The organism is Pseudomonas sp. AP3_22 TE3818 (genome assembly GCF_053628995.1).
Window position 1 is genome coordinate 4,205,964 of sequence record NZ_JBRJHL010000001.1, and the last position, 18,214, is coordinate 4,224,177.

16 protein-coding genes are annotated in these 18,214 nt (G+C 61.5%); 8 read left to right on the forward strand and 8 right to left on the reverse strand.

Going from position 1 to position 18,214, the window contains the following annotated elements; all coding sequences use genetic code 11:
• The first annotated feature begins 270 nt into the window (after window positions 1-270).
• Complete coding sequence (locus AB7M25_RS18940) at window positions 271-627, forward strand: hypothetical protein (protein WP_454237829.1); 357 nt, start codon at window positions 271-273, stop codon at window positions 625-627.
• A 341-nt stretch (window positions 628-968) separates the two neighbouring features.
• Here AB7M25_RS18940 and AB7M25_RS18945 read toward each other — a convergent pair whose 3' ends face one another.
• Window positions 969-1,808 carry an AraC family transcriptional regulator gene (locus tag AB7M25_RS18945; RefSeq protein ID WP_429561674.1) on the reverse strand — a complete coding sequence of 280 codons (840 nt, stop codon included), beginning with the start codon at window positions 1,806-1,808 and terminating at the stop codon, window positions 969-971.
• Between the two features lie 94 nt (window positions 1,809-1,902).
• Between AB7M25_RS18945 and AB7M25_RS18950 the strand changes: the two genes are divergently transcribed.
• Window positions 1,903-2,823 carry a LysR family transcriptional regulator gene (locus tag AB7M25_RS18950; protein WP_429519372.1) on the forward strand — a complete coding sequence of 307 codons (921 nt, stop codon included), beginning with the start codon at window positions 1,903-1,905 and terminating at the stop codon, window positions 2,821-2,823.
• A gap of 186 nt (window positions 2,824-3,009) precedes the next feature.
• Here the strand turns inward: AB7M25_RS18950 and AB7M25_RS18955 are convergent, their stop codons facing one another.
• On the reverse strand, window positions 3,010-3,924 hold the full coding sequence (locus AB7M25_RS18955) for a LysR family transcriptional regulator (protein ID WP_454237830.1): 915 nt from the start codon (window positions 3,922-3,924) through the stop codon (window positions 3,010-3,012).
• Between the two features lie 71 nt (window positions 3,925-3,995).
• On the opposite strand from AB7M25_RS18955, the gene AB7M25_RS18960 reads away from it, so the two are divergent.
• From AB7M25_RS18960 to AB7M25_RS18975, 4 genes are all read left to right on the forward strand, one after another.
• The gene (locus AB7M25_RS18960) at window positions 3,996-5,036 is read left to right on the forward strand and encodes an AraC family transcriptional regulator ligand-binding domain-containing protein (protein ID WP_454237831.1); all 1,041 of its coding nucleotides are present in this window, start codon (window positions 3,996-3,998) and stop codon (window positions 5,034-5,036) included.
• 190 nt (window positions 5,037-5,226) lie between these two features.
• Window positions 5,227-6,018, forward strand: coding sequence for a ChbG/HpnK family deacetylase (locus tag AB7M25_RS18965; protein WP_454237832.1), 792 nt, complete (start codon window positions 5,227-5,229; stop codon window positions 6,016-6,018).
• Window positions 6,019-6,049: 31 nt separating this feature from the next.
• Window positions 6,050-6,298 carry a type II toxin-antitoxin system RelE/ParE family toxin gene (locus tag AB7M25_RS18970; protein WP_454238368.1) on the forward strand — a complete coding sequence of 83 codons (249 nt, stop codon included), beginning with the start codon at window positions 6,050-6,052 and terminating at the stop codon, window positions 6,296-6,298.
• Window positions 6,299-6,300: 2 nt separating this feature from the next.
• Window positions 6,301-6,609: an addiction module antidote protein gene (locus tag AB7M25_RS18975; RefSeq protein WP_429388657.1), complete on the forward strand. Its 309-nt coding sequence runs from the start codon at window positions 6,301-6,303 to the stop codon at window positions 6,607-6,609.
• A 14-nt stretch (window positions 6,610-6,623) separates the two neighbouring features.
• On the opposite strand, the gene AB7M25_RS18980 is transcribed toward AB7M25_RS18975, so the two are convergent.
• Entirely contained in the window at window positions 6,624-7,436 is an 813-nt protein-coding gene (locus AB7M25_RS18980; RefSeq protein ID WP_454237833.1) for a class I SAM-dependent methyltransferase, read from the reverse strand.
• A gap of 172 nt (window positions 7,437-7,608) precedes the next feature.
• Here AB7M25_RS18980 and AB7M25_RS18985 point away from each other — a divergent pair, with 172 nt between their 5' ends.
• On the forward strand, window positions 7,609-7,989 hold the full coding sequence (locus tag AB7M25_RS18985) for a hypothetical protein (RefSeq protein WP_429519376.1): 381 nt from the start codon (window positions 7,609-7,611) through the stop codon (window positions 7,987-7,989).
• Window positions 7,990-8,007: 18 nt separating this feature from the next.
• On the opposite strand, the gene AB7M25_RS18990 is transcribed toward AB7M25_RS18985, so the two are convergent.
• The 5 genes from AB7M25_RS18990 to AB7M25_RS19010 form a co-directional block, all read right to left on the reverse strand.
• Entirely contained in the window at window positions 8,008-9,441 is a 1,434-nt protein-coding gene (locus AB7M25_RS18990) for a sigma-54-dependent transcriptional regulator (RefSeq protein ID WP_429388661.1), read from the reverse strand.
• The gene (locus AB7M25_RS18995) at window positions 9,410-10,903 is read right to left on the reverse strand and encodes a sensor histidine kinase (protein ID WP_429388663.1); all 1,494 of its coding nucleotides are present in this window, start codon (window positions 10,901-10,903) and stop codon (window positions 9,410-9,412) included. Before AB7M25_RS18995 ends, AB7M25_RS18990 begins: the two co-directional genes overlap by 32 nt.
• Before the next feature lie 103 nt (window positions 10,904-11,006).
• On the reverse strand, window positions 11,007-12,119 hold the full coding sequence (locus AB7M25_RS19000; protein ID WP_429388665.1) for an SCO family protein: 1,113 nt from the start codon (window positions 12,117-12,119) through the stop codon (window positions 11,007-11,009).
• A 17-nt stretch (window positions 12,120-12,136) separates the two neighbouring features.
• Window positions 12,137-14,944: a multicopper oxidase domain-containing protein gene (locus AB7M25_RS19005; RefSeq protein WP_429388667.1), complete on the reverse strand. Its 2,808-nt coding sequence runs from the start codon at window positions 14,942-14,944 to the stop codon at window positions 12,137-12,139.
• A gap of 185 nt (window positions 14,945-15,129) precedes the next feature.
• On the reverse strand, window positions 15,130-16,575 hold the full coding sequence (locus tag AB7M25_RS19010; RefSeq protein WP_454237834.1) for a sensor histidine kinase: 1,446 nt from the start codon (window positions 16,573-16,575) through the stop codon (window positions 15,130-15,132).
• A gap of 279 nt (window positions 16,576-16,854) precedes the next feature.
• Here AB7M25_RS19010 and AB7M25_RS19015 point away from each other — a divergent pair, with 279 nt between their 5' ends.
• The gene (locus AB7M25_RS19015) at window positions 16,855-18,201 is read left to right on the forward strand and encodes a hypothetical protein (RefSeq protein WP_429388670.1); all 1,347 of its coding nucleotides are present in this window, start codon (window positions 16,855-16,857) and stop codon (window positions 18,199-18,201) included.
• The last annotated feature ends 13 nt before the right edge of the window (window positions 18,202-18,214 follow it).

Below are 18,214 nucleotides of genomic sequence, written 5' to 3' on the forward strand. Positions count from 1 at the left end.
CGGCTAATGGTTCCGCCCTTACGGCGGGTCACTTGGAAAAGCCCCAAGTAACCAAGGGCTCCTGCCCCTTACATTCGGTGCCTCGCCTAGGCTCGGCATACCCTCGCTCCGGTCCTGCTCCGTGGGCCCGCCGCCATCGGCCATCCATGGCCGGGGGCGGCTAACCCGGCATCCATGCCGGGTTGCCCACTGCGCAGAACCTGCGCTCGGCCTCACGAGGGGGCGTACACCGCAACAGCGCCCGAGGCGGCCTACCGGCCGGCCTGGTTGTTGGGTTCGTTCGTCTGTGAGGTACATGTCGACTGGCCGGCCGCCATCGCGAGCAAGCTCGCTCCCACAGGTACTCAGTACATCAGCAAGATTTCGGTCGGCTGGCAGACCGCCTTCGCGAGCAGGCTCGCTCCCACAGGTATTCAGTACATCTGCAAGATTTCGGTCGGCTGGCAGACCGCCTTCGCGAGCAGGCTCGCTCCCACAGGTATTCAGTACATCTGCAAGATTTCGGTCGGCTGGCAGGCCGCTTTCGCGAACAAGCTTGCTCCCACAGGTATTCGGTACATCTGCAAGATTTCGGTCGGCTGGCAGGCCGTCATCGCGAGCAGGCTCGCTCCTACAGTTTTGAATTGAGCACGGTCAGGAAAACCAGGCCGGCCCGTAGGCCGCCTCGGCTGCTTTTGATCTGCCCGCCCCTTCGGCAGGCTGAGCGGAGGTGTTCATCCGGGGATGGGCGCGCAGCGCCGTTCGACGCAGTCGAACTCATTGCATGTAGGTCGAAGCGAAGCCGACCGGAGGGCAATGCCCCCGGATGAATACCGCAGCGAAGGAACCCCGAGCCTCAGCGAGGGGCCGTACGTTCGGGGCGAGCGTTTTTTGCTTCCTTTTTTAGGCGCTTGTAAAAAAGGGAGTCGCCGTAAGGGCGAAACCATAAGCCGCCGTTACCTAAATAACGGATATGCCCCCAACAAAACCTACACCCCCAGACGAAACTGCTTGGGCGTAACCCCAAACCGCTTACGAAACGCCCGAATAAAATTACTGGCCTGCCGATACCCCAACCGCTCGGCTATCCGCTCAATCGGCTGATCGCCGGCCGTCAACCAATGCCGCGCCAACTCCAGACTGTCGCTACGACTATCTTGCGCCGCCGCAGTCTGCCAATGCCGCAACATGCTCTGATGCAAAAACGCATTAGCCCCCAACAACGGCTCATCAAGGCTAACCGCAGGCAGACTCAAACACGGATGTGCCCCCTCCAGCACCTCGATACCCACGCTACGCAACCACTGCCCGGCTGCCTGCTGCGGCGTCAGGCGAACGCTGACAAACACCTCGGCCGGCGCCCGCCCCAAACGTCGGGCAATGTTGCGCACCAACGTCAGGGTCGCCGCATCGAGGCCGAAAAAATGCGCCTGCCGGCCGGCACTGCGCAAGTGCAGGCGGGCCTGTCCGTCACCCTCCTCCAGTTCCGCCACCACATAGTTGGTCACCCGTGGCAGGAAATCAGTGAAGCACGCCAGGCTCGCGCGCAAGGTGGCGGCGGAGTCCAGCAGGATGTTCAAACCCCGCAACGTGGTGGTCGCCATGCCATTGACCAGTTCACAGCCAAACGACACCCCCGCACCCGCACGTTCGCATTCGTTCCACAGACGCTCGACCAGGTGCGCAGGCACGTGCAGATCCTGCCCTTCGAGCAACGAAAGACAGATGCCGGCCCGTTGCAGCAGTTGGTCCTGGCACAGGCCGGACTGCCGGGCATGGCTGAGAATGGTGCGGGTGAAGGCGCTGGAAATGAACGGTTGGCAGGTCATGGCACGTTACGGAGAGAAGACAGGCGTGTACTTATGCCAGCCTCTGTGCTATCGATCCAATGCATTAAAAGTATCCGCTGAATGCAGGAGACGCATGATGGATCTACGACAACTCCGCCACCTTGTCGCCCTGGCCGATTACCGCAATTTCGGGCGCGCCGCCGAGGCGATCAATCTTAGCCAACCGGCCTTCAGTCGCAGCATCCAGACCCTGGAGCGCGACCTCGACTGCGCGCTGGTGGAGCGCAGCAGCCGCGAATTCCGCCTGACGGGCCAGGGTGAATTGGTGTTGCAACATGCCCGGCGCCTGCTCGCCGGCAGCCAGGCCCTGCACAACGAATTGACGCAATACAACGGCCTTACCGGTGGCGAGTTGCACTTCGGCTGTGGCCCCTATCCGGCACAGTTGCTGGTGCCCGAGGCGCTGGCGGAATTCATCCAGGCGCACCCGGCGATCCGCATCAGTTTTCACCAGGGCGACTGGGAACAACTGGCGGTCTGGCTTCGTGAACAGCAGATCGAATTCCTCGTGGCCGACTCGCGCTACTTCACCGGCGACCCGCAATACCAGGTACAGCTGTTGCGCCCCCGGCGCGGGCGGTTCTTTTGCCGTGTCGGTCATCCCCTGGCGCAACAGCAGGACCTGTCCCTGCGCGCCCTGCTCGACTACGCGGTGGTTGGTACGCGAATTCCACCGATGATCCGCAAGATCCTCGCCGACGCACAGGGCGAGGCGGACTTCAACCCGAGCGTGGAATGCGCGCAGTTCGATGCCATCCGCCGCGTGGTGATGCGCTCCGACGCGGTGGGCATCGCGACCATGGAGGCCCTGGCCGAACTGGTCGACCAGCGCCTGATCCGCCTGCTGGAATTTGTCGATGTGCCCAAGGGCGATCCCGGCCTGCAATTGCACTACGGCATCGTCAGCCGCGCCGGCCACTCCCTGACACCGGCGGCGCTGGCGATGGTCGAGGCGGTGTTGTCGGTTGACCGGCGTTTGCTGGCGTCGAATTAGGCCCCTCAAGCAGCTCCACAAATCCATGTGGCGAGGGGGCTTGCCCCCGTTGGGCTGCGAAGCGGCCCTAAAACTGCCAGCCTATTTCTTCGGGTAGAACCAACATTGGTATTACGACCGTTTCGCGGTCGAACGGGGGCAAGCCCCCTCGCCACATTGCAATGCACAACCCTGGTTGTGTGGGCGTCACGCCCGCCGCGCCAGCGCCTGCAATGCCCGGGGCTCACCGAGGGCGCGCAGCAGGCAATGCATCGCCTCCTCGCGGCTGCGCTCGAAGCGATAACGGGACTCGATGTACAGCGCCAGTTTCAACTCCACGGGTTCGTCCAGGGGCAGCGGCACGTGTTGCAGGCCCAGCACACTGGCGACCCGGCTTGGCAGGCTGATGCCCAACGGCTGGCGGTCGGCGATCAGCTTCGCGGCCAGGGTGCTCTGGGTGCTCATCGCGATATGGCGGCGCAGGCCTTTCAAGCCAAGCTGCAAGTCCACCGGGCTGAGTCCGTCGCGGCGGCTCGACACCTGAATCTGCGGTTGCTCCAGATACTCCTGCAGGGTGCGCGGCGGCGCCTTGAGCGCGGTGCCATAGGCGAACACGTAATGGTCGGCGGGCAATGCCTGCTTGTGCAGGCCGGCAAGCCCGGCCAGCGGCTGGTCGAGGTCGATCAGGATATCCAGCTTGCCGCTGGCCAGGTCCTGCAAGGCGTCACGGCGCCGGGGCTGGAAATAACGCACCTGCCAATCGGCATGGGGCGATTCGAGCAAGGCATCGAGCAGTACCGGTTGCAGGCAATCCAGGCAACTGATGCGCAGCAGCGGATTGTTCTGCCGCGCGGCGGGGATCATGCGCAAGCCATCGCGCAATGACTCGAGCGCCGCACGCACGTAGTCGGCCAGACGATGGGCGACCAGTGTCGGCGTCACGCCCAGGCGACTTTTGATGAACAGCGGATCGCCGCACAACTCGCGCAGGCGACGCAACGCATTGCTCATGGCCGGTTGCGACAGGCACATCACCTCGGCGGCACGGGTGACGCTGCGCTGCTGGTAAATCGCATCGAAGGCAAGCAACAGGTTCAAATCGAGCTGGCGTAAATCAAGCATGGTCTTGCTCCGGCAAATCGCTTAACGTCGGGCAGCCTAACCAGTGTTCCGGAACAAGCTGTGAGCCCTACATGACAAAAAGCGATCAGCCACTGCACGATCAATCCATACCCAATGCGTTCTACGCACCGACCCTGCTGCCGGCCATCGAAGAGCTGCTGGCACGCGGTGTGGACCGCGAACACATCGAAGGCCTGTTTCGTCGCAGCCTGTTCGAGTTGCGCACACCCTTCATGCGCATTCCGCTGTTCATGTCGCGGCGCTTCTGGGCGTTTGCCCTGGAACAGACCGGCGACCCGCTGATCGGCCTGGCGGCCGGTCGGCGTTTCGTTTCCACCGCCACCAATGGCCTGACGTACCTGTTCGATGTGGCCGAATCACTGGACAGCGCCTGCCAGTATTTCGTGCGCTTCTTTCCGTTTTTCAACGGGCACTTCCAGGCGCAGATCCTGCGCGGCGGCGACACCGTCGAACTGCGCCTGCTCGATCGCGGCAGCGTCAAAGCCAACGCCGCCACCGCCGATTACATCCTCATCAGCCTGTGCAGCATGTTGCGGCGCAAGTTCCTCGCCAGCGGCCTCGAGCGCGATCCGGTGCTGGGCATCGGGCTGACCGGGCCCTGCACCGCCAACCCGCAGGCTCACGAGCAAGCCTTCCGCGCCCCCGTGCAGTGGCAACAGGCGCAACACTCGATCCGCCTCGATCCACAGTTGTTCGTCATCCCGTTGACGCCGGGCAATCATGAGCTGGAACAGACACTGGTCGAACTGCTGGAACAGACCCGACGCAACAGCGAACCGACCTTGCTGGAGCAAGTCTGCGACCACTTGATCGTCGACCTCGCACAAGCCAACTGGCAGCAATGGTGCAGCACCCAGCATCTGCTCGAGCGCACCGCCGCCCGACGCTTGAAGGCGTTAGGCTGGAGTTTTTCCGAGTTGCTCGACGAGTACCGCCGCTACCGGGCCGAAGATTTTCTGCAGGGGACAGGTCTGGAACTGGTGGAGATTTCCGACCGCCTGGGCTACAGCGATGTACAAAGCTTCAACCGCGCATGCCTGCGGTGGCTGGGGTACGCGCCGGGCGCCTGGCGAGCCCGGCAAGGTCGATAAAAACCACGCTCGTGCGCCACGGGTGCTTTTGGTTTTTGCGTACCCCCAGTTTCCAGCTACAAATGATGAGTGGGTTGAGTGTCCAAAATCTTGAGTGGATTCGCAGCGGCCACAGTCGTAACCCCGACGCCCGTCGCGGCACCTGCTGTCAAAACGCCTGCGCCTTCGGAAAAACTCCAGGAGGGTGAACATGCCTCGGCAAGTGATCGTCAATGCTGACGATTTCGGTCTTAGTGCCTGCGAAAACGCCGTGATCCTTGGCGCGTTCCAGGCCGGGCTCATCAGTTCCGCCACCGCCATGGCCAACATGCCGGCGTTCGAAACAGCCTGCGTCCTGGCCCGGCATCCGTTGCTCGAAGGCCGCATCGGCCTGCATTTCAACCTGACCCACGGCCGTCCGTTGAGCCAGAGCATTGTGCAGCGCCCGACGTTTTGCGACGGTGCCGGTGTGTTCCACCTCAACCGGTCTCGCAGCCGCCTCTGGCTCGGGCGCCGGGATCGCCACGCCGTGCTCGAAGAACTCGAAGCCCAGTGGCAACGCTGCCTGGACAACGGCTTGCGCCCCAGTCATCTGGACTCCCATCAACACGTGCACAACATCTGGCCGATCGGCGTGATCGTCGCGCGCTTCGCCGCCCGCCAGGGGGTGCCGGTGCGTCTGGTGCGCAACCTGAAACAAAACCTCAGCCTGCCCAAACGCGTGTTCAAGGACCTGCTCAACCGTCGCCTGAGCCACTTGGCCGGCACCACCGCCGACTACGTGTGCACCCCGCGGGATCTGCGCAACGCCGCGCCGCCGGCCGACGGACTGCTGGAAATCGTCGCCCACCCGAACCGGCTCGGCGCCGACTTCGGCGATGCCTACCTGGAACCGGGAGAGTCCTTGAGTGCGCTGCTGGAACAGCGCTTGCCGGGTGTGCCGAGGGTGGCCTATACCGCTGCGGGCGACGCTGCGCCTCACCGTGCGCAGGGCGGTCTGTAGGAGCGAGCTTGCTCGCGAAGGAGTCGCCTACATCTTCCTCAGAAAAAAACGGGCCAAGCTAGCTATCGCTCGTCGCATTGACCGCGCATCTGCGGGTAATCTCGGCGATAACAAACCAGTCGGTGATGGCGTTTCTGAAATGCGCGTGGACGTGGGTGCCGGATACCGGGTTTACTTCACGATGCGAGGCGGTGTCGTCATTGTCTTGCTGGCCGGGGGTGACAAGTCATCTCAAAACGCCGATATCAAACGCGCAAAAAAAATGGCAAAGGAGGTTTGACCATGAGCCAGACTTTGACGAATTTCGACATGGCTGCACTGCTCGACAGTGATGAAGCCATTAGCGAGTACCTGTCTCAGGTACTCGCAGACGGTGACAACGAGGAGTTTCTTCGCGCTATCGGCTATGTGGTGAAAGCCCGTGGCATGACACAGATTGCCAAAGACTCGGGAATGGGTCGCGAAAGCCTCTACAAAGCCTTCGCGCCCGGAGCTAAACCGCGTTTCGATACGGTCCTGAAGGTCATTCATGCCCTGGGCATAGATCTCTGCGCGCAGCCAGGGCACACGGTCAATCACTCAAGTCTCTGATTTGATTCTGCGTGTTATGTCGCTGGCTTCACCACCACCCACGTAAAACACAACGGCAACTGCGCCACCTGCTGCTGATAGCAGTCATACAGTTCTTCACGATTGGAGTGCGGGTATTCCTTGAAGTGACGAATCTGCAGCCCTGCGGCAATGGCAGCGCCGAAGAGGTCGCCCAGGGTGTGGACGAACCAGTAGGACGGCGCAGCTGGCTGTTCGACCTTGCCCTCATAGACGATCGGCTCGTGCTGCACGAACGGTTCGCGACGGAAGTATGAACTGGCCGGGCGAAAAGGATCGGCGGCCTCGGGGTCGAACATTTCCAGGAACGGGTGGGTTTCGTACACCACCAGCGCGCCGCCCGGCTTCAGCGTACGCGCCACATGGCGGAAGAATTCGCCGATGTCCGGCATCCAGTTCAAGACCCCGATGGTGATCAGCGCCAGGTCGAAGCGCGCCTGCAGTGAGGCAGGCAAGTGGTGAATGTCCGCTTCGATGAATTGCGGCGCATGGGGCGAGCGGGAAGCCAGTTCCCGAGCCTGCTCGAGAAATGCGTCGGACTGGTCGACGCCCACTACGCTGCGTGCACCCAGGGCGAACAGCGACAGGCTTTCGCGGCCATTGTTGCAGCCCAGTTGCAGCACTTCCTTGCCGTCGACACCGGTCTGGGCCAGCAGCGCGGTCAGGGTGTCATCCAGGCAGGAAAAATCCGACTGTTCCACGCCCTTCAACAAGGCTTGCCATTCGCTGGAGTCTTTGTGGTGACGGGCGGAGTCATTCCAGGCCTCGCGGTTGCTGGCGATGGCTTGTTCTTTTGTCGGCAGTTCCATTGCACGCTCCAGGGGTCGGGTCGTCGAATTGACCGGCCGGAGTCTAGATCAAGCCCATCCTGAAAGGTGTTGCGAACTTGTAATCCGCGCAGCGCCGACAGCCGCTCCCGGCGCGAGCTATAGTTAATGACCTTGGAAGAAATGTGGTTAAACCGATTTAGCAGGTGTTGCCATGAATAAGACCGACCTGACGCTTTTGCTCGCCTTCTGCCTGAGCGTGTCCGCTGCGGCCCGCGCCGACGACTTTCCAAACACCACTGACTACAGCAGTGAATTCAACTATTACGGCACCGACCAACCCTTCGCCCACCCCTCACCACCTTCCATGAACATCATCCCGCCGGGTTCATACATCCCGACCGCGCCCGGAGATTTCATTCCGGTTTCAAGCCAGCACGTGTTTACCGACTCGCGTCTGCCAACCGTGGCCGATGCCACGGTTCGGGTGTTTATCCGCTCCTACGATCCGGAGCGTGGCGTCTACGTGAACCAGGAAGTCGAGAATCCCGATTGCATGCTTTCCTGCCTGAGACAGGGCCCGATGTTGCAGTGAGCGCCAGGGAGGCGTTCTCTACCACTGGCGTTTGTCCGGGCGGGCGAGGCCGAGCTTTTCGATCCGGTAGCGCAACATGTCACGGCTAAGGCCCAGCAGGCGTGCCGACTTGGTGACATTCCAGTCAGTCTTGTCGAGCATCTTGCGCACCATGTCGCGTTCCACTTCCGGCAGGTTCATGGATTCGCCGCCGTTGTAGGACGGACGCTGCTCGCTGAAATGTTGCGGCTCCTGATGAAACATCGGTGGCTCATCCACCAGGCTCAGGCAGACGTTCAATTGATGGGCAGCGATGGTGTCGCTTTGTGCCAGCAACACGGTTTGCTCCAGCATGTTGCGCAATTCGCGCACGTTGCCTGGCCAGCTGTAGCTGAGCAGCAACTCTTCGGCCTGGTTGCTGAAATACAGGTTCGGCTTGCCGTAGCGTTTGCCATGCAGCCCCAGGAAGTGCCGGGCCAGCAGCAGGATATCGGCGCCACGGGCGTACAGGCGCGGCACCTTGATTGAAATGATGCGCAGGCGGAAAAACAGATCGCGGCGGAACTTGCCTTGCTGGACCATCTGTTCGAGATTGCAGTTGGTGGCGCTGATCACCCGCAGATCGACCTTGCGCTCCTTCACCGAACCGACCCGGCGAATGGTCCGGTCTTCCAACAGCTTGAGAAGCTTGGCTTGCAACAGCAGGTCCATTTCACCGATTTCATCGAGGAACAGCGTGCCGCCATCGGCTGCTTCCACCAGCCCCATGCGACGGTCCTTGGCGTCGGTGAAGGCGCCCTTCTCGTGGCCGAACAGCTCTGACTCCACCAGGTTGGACGGGATCGAAGCGCAGTTGAATTCAATGAACGGGCCTTTGCTGCGCGGGCCGTCGAAGTGCAGTGCCCGGGCCACCAGTTCCTTGCCGGTACCGGTCTCGCCTTCCACCAGGACCGGCGGCAGATCGCTGTTGGCCATCCGCCGTTCGGCGTCGAGCAACTGGCTGATGGTGCCCTTGAGATACACCATCGGTGCCGACTCGCCAATCAGTGCCTGCACCCCCGACTTCTGGGCCTCACGCTCCTGATAAAAGGACAGCGTGCGCTCCATGCGGTCGGTCGCCAGGGCCTTGTCCAGCAGCAGCTTGAGCTCCGGCAGGGCCACCGGTTTGGTGACGTAGTGAAAGGCGCCCTCCTTCATTGCCACCACGGCGTCTTCGACGTTGCCGTAACCGGTCATCATGATCACTTTCAGATCCGGCGCGCTGATGCGCAGCTTCTGGATCAGGTCGTGACCACTCATGCCAGGCAACGAGTTGTCGGTCAGTACCACGTCAGGTGCGAAAGAACCCAATTGCTCCAGTGCATCTTCAGCCGAGTGGCAGACGGTCACCTCGAAGTCCTTGCGCTCCAGGTAAGTCTGAATATTCTCGGCGAGGATCTCGTCATCCTCGACCAGCAGAATGCTGTGCTCCATATACCCCTCCCGTTGCCACTTTGAAATTGAGACAAACGCGGGTTCCTTCCTGCTCCCGGCTGGTCAGTTCGACCGAGCCGTCAAACCGTTCCATTATTCTTTTGACCAGGGCCAGGCCCACACCCAATCCGCCTTGTTTGGTGGTGAAAAACGGCTTGAAGACCATTTGTTGTTGTTGTTTGGACATCCCCTTGCCGGTGTCGGTCAGGATCATGCTCAAGTAGCCGGGCACCGAGGAGTCGATCTCGATCGTCAGCATGCCCTCCTTGGGCATGGCTTCCAGTGCGTTAGCAAACAGGCTATTGAGTATTTGCGTCAGTAGCACCTGGTGGCTGACGACCGGTGGCACGCTGGCCGGAGAGAAACGCACCTCGACGTTCGAACGCTTGATCAGGGACTCAAAGGCACTCAGGGTGTCTTCGATGGCGAGCACCAGGTCGACCGTTTCAAAGTCGTCATTCATCGGCCGCAACGACACCAACAACTCCCGGACCCAACGCGACATGCGGTCGACCTGATTGATGATGTCGCCAATGTTTTTCTGGGCCGGCTGGCTGGCGATGTGCTGGGCCAGTTCGGCGCTGGAGCGGATGTTGGCCAGTGGATTGCGCAAGCTGTGGGCGACCGCCGAGGACATTTCCCCCAGGGCGACAAAGGTTTCGTTGGCGATCAGCTGTTTTTGCTGGCTTTGCAACAGTATCGCTGCACGCCGCACGATCCAGAACAACCCCAGGTAGATCGCCGCGCCGCCAATCAGGGTCGCCAGCCAGATCGCCTTGAAGCCACGCTGGATGCGACCCACCAGGTCCACCGGCTCCTTGTAGATCTCCACCATGGCAATCACTTTGCTTTTATCGGCGTTGAACATCGGAATGTAGTTCTCGACGAACAGGTATTCCGGTTCGTGCAGCAGGCGCTGCTCGGGACGCTCTTCATCGATCTGGTGGTAGCTGGTGGACACCGGCGATTTCATTTCGAAGGATTCATCCAGTTCATCGTCGTCCTCGATGCGCACACCGATCAATTCGGAGTTGGTCGACCAGACCACGGTGCGGTCCTGGGCGTATACCGTCGCCAGCAGGATGTCCGGCAGATGCTCCACATGGTCGAGAAACTCGGCGCGTGCGGCGGCCCGGGATTCAGGGCGGACGTCGGCATAGGCATGATCCAGTCGCGGGTCGAGCATTTCGCCCATGGTTCTGCCCGGTGAAATTCCGGCATGACGGATTTCGGCCTCGCCAATGGCCTGGATGAACTGCGCGGTCAGCATCGAATCGCGCTCGATGCTTTCATCGACCACGAAGCGCGTGGAGATGTAACCCAGCCCCAGCGCCACCACGGCGATGATGAAAAAACTGGCCAGGGAGAACCAGCGCAGCAAGTTGAACTGCGGCCGCCACCCCTTGCGCGGCGCTGCCGGGGCCTGCGGCGCAGGTACTTTTTGTTGTTCCAGTATCTGCATGGGGTCTGTCCTGAGTCCTTGAAAACCAGCCTTTCCAGCCATGTATCAAATCAGTGTAGGTAACATTGATAGCAATTGACTGGCCAACGTAACTATTTTGACGCTATTGCATTTGGGGCACGTTCGGTTGCGCAACTGAATGATGATGTTCAGGCTCCTCGCTACCACTGGCCAACGGCGCCACGGGCGGATGCTGACGGTCGGTTTCCTCTTGCAGGAAGTCGATGATGGACTGGGCGGACTTCTGGTCCAGCCGCAGGTTGGGCATCGAGATCCTGTTGTAGCGTTCGAACAGCTCCATCGCAATCGGGTCCTTTTCCGCCAGCATGCGGTCCGGCTCACGGATCCAGCGGTTGAGCCAGGCCGGATCGCGCTGATGGGTCACGCCGATCAGGTCCGGGCCGATGCTGCGCAAGCCGATGCCCTGCCCGTCCAGTGGGCCGAGGCTGTGGCACGACGCGCAGCGGGTGCGGAACAGCTCTTCGCCATTGCTTGGCGGACGGATTTGCGGCGCATCGACGTAGCTTTCTTCCACGCTGGGCTGCTTCCAGTTCTGCAGGGTATTGGCCAGTTGGTCGGCCAGGATCCATGGATTTTCGAATGGCGAGGCTTTCATCCAGCGACCCGTTTCCTGGTTGCCGACGATCAGGCTCAGGTTGTGGTCCTTGTTGCGCCCGTTATCGATGCCTTCGATGAACAGGCCCAGTTTCTGCCGCAGCTCGGTGACGTCGGCGAATTCCCCGGTGAGGAATTTCCACCCGGGCCCGACCTGGAAGCGTTGCGCATAGGCCTTGAGGACCTCGGGGGTATCACTCAAGGGGTCGATGCTGATGGAGTAGAAGAAAATGTCCTTGCCGACCCTGTCGCCCAGCAGTTTCTGTACCTGACGCAGGCGCGCGGTTTCCAGGGGACAGGAGTCGCTGCACGAGGTGAAGATGAAATTGATCACCACCACCTTGCCTTTGATCATGTCATCGAAAAAACGCAGTTGCCGACCGTCCTGGTCGGTCAGCAGGGTGTTGGGGAAATAGCCGCCACCCCAGGGGGTGGCGTCCTCAACGACAGCGGGTTCGGCAGCGGCTGCCGGGGCCGGTGTGGGCGTCGACAATGGCTGGCTGGCGACCAGCAGCTGGCTGGCCAGCAAACCGGTCACCAACATCAGCACCAGGTGCATGCCTAAAGCGCGTGAGCGTGGTGAATGCAGCTTCGTGTTCATGTCGAGACCCTCCCGGTTCATTTTTTGGCGGTCGCTTTCGGACCGAAACCATCACCGGTACGGAAGGTTGGCAGCGCGGCAGTGCTCACGTAGCGCACACCATCCCAGCTTGGCAGCGGCGTCGGCATCAACTGGAACTGCCCCGGATGTTCAATGTCCCAGCGCAGCAGCATCGAGTTGTCCTCGTGCTGGGTGTTGTGACAATGCTCCATATAGGTCCCGGCGAATTCACGGAAGTTGATCGCCATCTCTACGCTGTCCAGGCCATCCTTTTCCGTACCGATGCGGTACACGTCCTTGCGCGCCCATTTTTCCCACTCTGGCGGCGCCTTGCCGCCGCGGCTGAGAATGATCCCCTCCTCGAAGTGCACATGCACCGGATGGCTCCAGCCACCGCCGCCGAGCTTGATGTTCCACACCTCCAGGGTCCCGAAACCCTTGACGCCGGCATCGGTCGGGCCACTGGCCAACTGGGTGGCCGTGTTCAGGCGGCGTGGGTCCATGTGGAAGCCGAAGCCACCATCGGTCTTGACCGTCCAGGGCGCCTCATCGGTGCCGTCGGAGCGGCCGAAGGTGAAGGTGCGATGGCGGGCCTTGGCCAGCAGCGCCTTGTCGGCGGCATTGTCGCGATGGATCTTCAGCGGGATCATCACCAGGCCTTCCGCCTTGCCCGGTTTGGCCGGCTCGTACAGCGCCGGGTCCATGGCCAGGTCCTGGCCAGTGTAGGCCTTGACGTTGAGCTGCAGGATCTTGCCCACCGCCGGATCACCCCTGTCCCACTGCGGTCCCTTGCTGCTTTGCTTGATCACCGCCAGGTATTTCTCCGAGAGCACGTCCGCCAGCGCCACCGGCTCTTTCGGGCCTTTGCCGTCGTCATGCACCAGCAGGTTGACGAAGAAGATCTTGTCGCCTGGCTTGATGCCGTTTTTCGCGAAATTGACGATGATGTCGAACCGCTCGGCAATGCCCTGGGTGGGCAGGATGGCGTTGTGGTTCTGTTTGTCGCCGTCGGCGTCCAGGTCCATGGTGCCGTCGAAGGGCACGCTGTGTTCCATGATGTTGCCGTCGTTGGCGATCATGTGGAACGGCACCCGGGCATAGGACACCCCGGAACCTTTGGGGCCCTGAAACTCGCCGCTGGAGCCCTTGATTTCACGCACAAGCGCCAGTTTGTAGTAACGCGATACCGAACCGTTGAGGATGCGGAACCGGTAGCTGCGGGCACGCACGTCCAGGGTCGGTTTCCATTGCCAGTTGACCAACACCTGGTCACCGATGAAGCCGTCGGTGTTGAACGGGTTGAACCACAGCTGGCCGTTGGCGTCCCAGGCCTTGTCGGCCACCACCAGGTTGACGTCGTAGTCGCGGTTACCCCAAGGCAAGGCGCTGCCGCTGGGGAAACGCAGGTTGACGCCGTCGTTCACCGACTCGTTGCCACGGTCCAGGGCACTGTAGTAGTTCATCATCGCCGCGTTGCCCTTGTAGACGTTCTGCGCGGTGAAATCGAGCATGTGGTCGTGGAACCAGTGGGTACTCATGGTTTCACGCCAGTCGCCGCGGATCTTGATGGTGCCGTGGTCGCAGGTTTTGCGGCCCGGGCTGCCGTCGTTGGTCCACAGGGTTTCACCCGGGGCGCAAGGGAACGCCGCGCGCGGATCCTGTGCATCGGTATTGATGCTGTCATAGCCGGCCAACTGAATCGGCCAGCGATAGTCGTAATACTGTCCCGGAAAGAAAAACGCGTTGGCATAGCCGTCGCTTTCCGCCGGAGCGTGACCGTTGTGCTCGTGGGTGGTGATGGTGTGCAGGCCGAACCCCATGTTCGCGCCCGGGTCGATGGGCAAGCCGTTGTAGTGACGCATCAGCACCGGCTGGCCATACCTGACCATCAGCAGTTTTGGCGGCAAGGTGCCGTCGAAGGTCCACACCGAGTTGTGCTTTTGCACCGGCATGTTCGGGTGAAAGCGTGCATCGACGCCCTTGGAGGTGCCGTCGGTTGCCGGTACGCCGGCGACGTTGTGATACAGACCGCCAGGACCGAACTCGCCCACGGCGTAGTGGTGCATTTGCACGGCATCACGCAGACCGCCATTGACCCGTGCGCCGGTCTGCACGGTTTTGTAGGCGTTCTGCGGGTAGAACTCGTTCCAGCGCTGATGGGACCAGCCCTTTCCTGGTGGACGACCTTCGGCGGAAGAACCGATATGACGGTTGAGGAAATATTCGATCTGCGCCTGCCACGGATTGCGGTCAACCGCATTGGAATACTGGCTCGGAAACGGTGTCAGCCCCGGTTGGCGCAAAAAGGCATCGAGCGCGGCGCTGGGCGGTGCACTGCGCGCCGCACTGGTAGGGTCCTGTTGTGGCAACGGGCCAATGGCCGGTGGCGGAAACGGCAGCGGCGCCGAAGGCGTGGTGGGGTCGAGTTTTTGCGGCCCGAACTCCTCGAACAACACCAGTTGCTGGGTAAATGGCTGCGCGCCGAACAACGGGCTGGGCTTGCCATTGGTGGGGTAGTTGAAACTGGTTTGCTGTGCCGGTGGAAGTTGGTTTTCCACCCGGGTGGAATCCCGTGAGCCTTTGTTCCCGTTAGGCAAATCGAAGGAATCCTGGTTGGCCTCCGGCATGCTCAAAATGGCATTGAGCGCCGCCGGTTCATCCGCGGGTTCGTCGTAATACGCCGAAGGATCGGTAGGCTCTGGCTGTCGCTCGTCGTCGATGGGGCTGGCGCGCAATGTCGCGGTGCCCAGCGCCATTGTCAGTAAGACGCCCAAAGGCGTTAATAGTGTTAATCGTTTGAAGGTGTGCCGCGCTTTTCTTTCCATCACCAGCCGCCTCGATGTCGTGAAGGGGGTGATGGTGGCTGTGCAAGGACCTCGCCAGCTTTGTAACTGTTTTATACAAAAGTATTAACACTCGACAAAACAATGGCTTATCAGCATCAATGTGCCATGAGCGCGGAAAGGGCTGGGGAGTGACACCCGCTAACGGGGATGGTCCATCCCCGTTTTCAGGGGACCAGCATAAACGACAGACGGACGGTCGTGCCCTCGCCCTCACGGCTATCGAGGGTCACCACACCGCCAAAACGCTCCATGATCCGCTTGACCAGCACCAGCCCGACGCCCAGCCCGCTCTGCTTGGTGGTGAAAAACGGCCGGAAGGCCATGGTGCGCTGTTCTTCGCTCATGCCTATGCCGGTATCGCTGACTGTCACGCTGACACGCTGGGCTTCGCGCGGCTCGATCCGGATGGTCAGCGTTCCGCCGCTGTCCATGGCTTCCACCGCGTTGGACAGCAGGCTGTTGAGGATCTGGGTCAGTTGCACGTGCTGGCTCAGGACCATGGGCGTCTGGTCCGGCTCGAACACCACGTTGACCCTGGCCTTGCCGATCTGCTGCTCGTAAGCCAGCAGGCTGTCGTGCAGTGCAGCCACCAGGTTCACCGGTTCCGCCTCGTCATTGAGCGGTCGCAGGGACTGGAGCAACTCCCGTACCCAATTCGACATGCGATCGACCTGACCGATGATGTCGTTGATGTTGCCGTGTGCCGGACCGTCGTCGAACTCTATCGCCAGCTCGGCGCTGGAACGGATGTTCGCCAAGGGGTTGCGCAGACTGTGGGCGACCGCCGAGGACATCTCCCCCAGCGCGACGAAAGTTTCGTTGGTGATCAATTGCTTCTGCTGCGTCGCCAGCAGGATCGCCGCACGCCGCACGATCCAGTACAGCCCCAGGTAAATCAGAGCGCCGCCCAGGGCGGTCGCCAGCCAGATCAGCACCAGGCCGCGCTCCATGCGGTTGATCAGGTCCTGCGGTTCCTTGTAGATCTCGACCATCGCCGTGACCGTGGTGCCATCGGCGTCGAACAGGGGAATGTAGTTCTCGAGGAAGATGAATTTGGGGGGCGCCACGAACTTCTGCTCCATGCGGGACTTGTCCACATCGTGGTAACTGGTCGACACGGACGTCTTCGAGTTGAATGCCCGCTCGAGGTCTTCATCGTCATGAATCGTGGTACCCATCAAGGACGGGTTGGTCGACCAGATCACCATGCGGTCGGGGGCATAGATATTGGCCAGGATCACGTCCGGCAGATTTTCGATATGGTCGAGGAATTCACCACGGGCACTGGCCCGGGCCAGCGGGTCGACGTCGGGAAAGTCCTTGTCTGTTCGTGGGTCGAGCAACTCGCCCATGGTCCGCACGTTGGGCATCGACAGATGGCGCACCTCGGCCGTGGCAATCGCCTGTACGAACTGTGAGGTCAATAGCGCATCGCGCTGCACGCTTTCGGTAATCACGAACCGCGTGGACACCGCTCCCAACGCCACCGCCACCGTGCCGATCACCGCCATGCTGATCAGCGAAAACCAGCGCAGCAGATCGAACGGCTGCTTGCGCGTTCTCAAGCGGACTTCGCTTTCGCTCGCAAGCACTTTGGCGATTGTGGTCATGAACACGTTCCCGGTAACCCCCCATAGGTTTATAGCCCACTCAAGGCAAATTGCCCGAACCTGGGGGCTGTGATTCCCCACCCTCCCCTACGCCCCATCACCCCCAACATTGGGGACAACCGCCCGTTAGAGCACTTCCCGGTCTGTCGGCGGCGACTGCGTCCACGCCTTTACTCCGGGCCTCTCACGGGCGTTTTCGCTAATTGGTATGGAAGTTGCCAACTTCCCAGCCAACTGACCCACCCCTATGGGGCAGGTACTTCGATAGAGGGAATACTCATGCACCCTTTACTGTGCAAAACCGCGACCGCGCTGGTCGTGACCGCTCTGGCCCAAGGCATCGCCCAGGCAGCGCTGTTTGCCGTAGACCCCGGCCCCTACCTGCCAGCCAACGGCAATTTCGCCGCCTGGTATCAAGATGCCCACGGCCGAACACTTGACCTGTGTCTGTCAAAGGCTGTCAGTTCCAGGGTTGCCAGCGCACCTGGAGCCCCGACTTACATGTGCTCGTTGATTCCCAACCCCGGGATTTTCGATGACACCCAACCGTTGGTCTTCCCGACCAACTTCCCCGACGAAGCGTTCTGGGCGACCGGCGAAACGACCATCGTCGACGCCGCCCGAGGCATCGACCTGACCTATGTCTCGGCGCTCGAGGCCGCCTTCAGTGGTGGTGATCCGCTGGAGGGCGATCAGATCAGCTTCGCCCGTATCCGTATCCGCGTCGACGTGCCGGTTGCCGGCACCTATGTCATCACCCACCCCTACGGCGTCGAGGTATTCAATATCGACACCCCCGGCCGGCGGGCGATCAACATGACCCGGGACATCGGCATCGGCGCGCCAAAAACCTACAACGGCGCGCTCAAGGGTGACGTCGGGCCGTTCCTGCGCAGCGTCAACGGCCCCTACACCGAGACCAACCCGACCACGGGCCAGGCGGAAAAATTCGTCGGTGACCCGAACCTCAACGAAGCCGTCACCGGCAGCCCGTTCAACACCAACTACGTGCGCATCGAAGGCCCCAATGGCCTGGACTTGCGCACCACCCTCTTTGCCGTTTCCGGCAAGTTGTCGACAGTGGTCCGGCCGACCCCGGTGATCGCCGAACGCAGCACCTACTCGCGACATGCCGGCGCCAGCGCACCGGTGGCCCAGCAGGATGTGTTCGTGATGGCCCCGCCGCCACCGGCCAGCGTGACCCTGACCAGCAACAACCCGGTGCTGAACTTCTCCGAAGCGGACACCACCGGCCACTGGTATGCGCAGTCGCCGACCAATCCGGCCCTGCCGAGCACCTTGCAGGTGACCGCCGACAACCACCTGGCGATCCCAAGCAGCACGCCGACCGTCTTGCCCATGCCGCTGACCGACCTGGTGACGATCTCACGTGCCGAGTACAGCCTGAACACCGGGCAAATCAGCATCACCGCCTCGACCAGCGATGAAACATCGCCACCGGTGCTCACCGCCACCACCGGTACCGGTCTTGCCATCGGCGCCCTGAGTGGCGACGGCGCCGTGAAAAGCCTGGCCACCGGCATCACGCCGATTCCGCCAGCCCAGGTTCGCGTGACGTCATCCAATGGCGGCAGCGATACCGAAGAAGTGGTCATCGTGCAATGAACGCTCACATGCC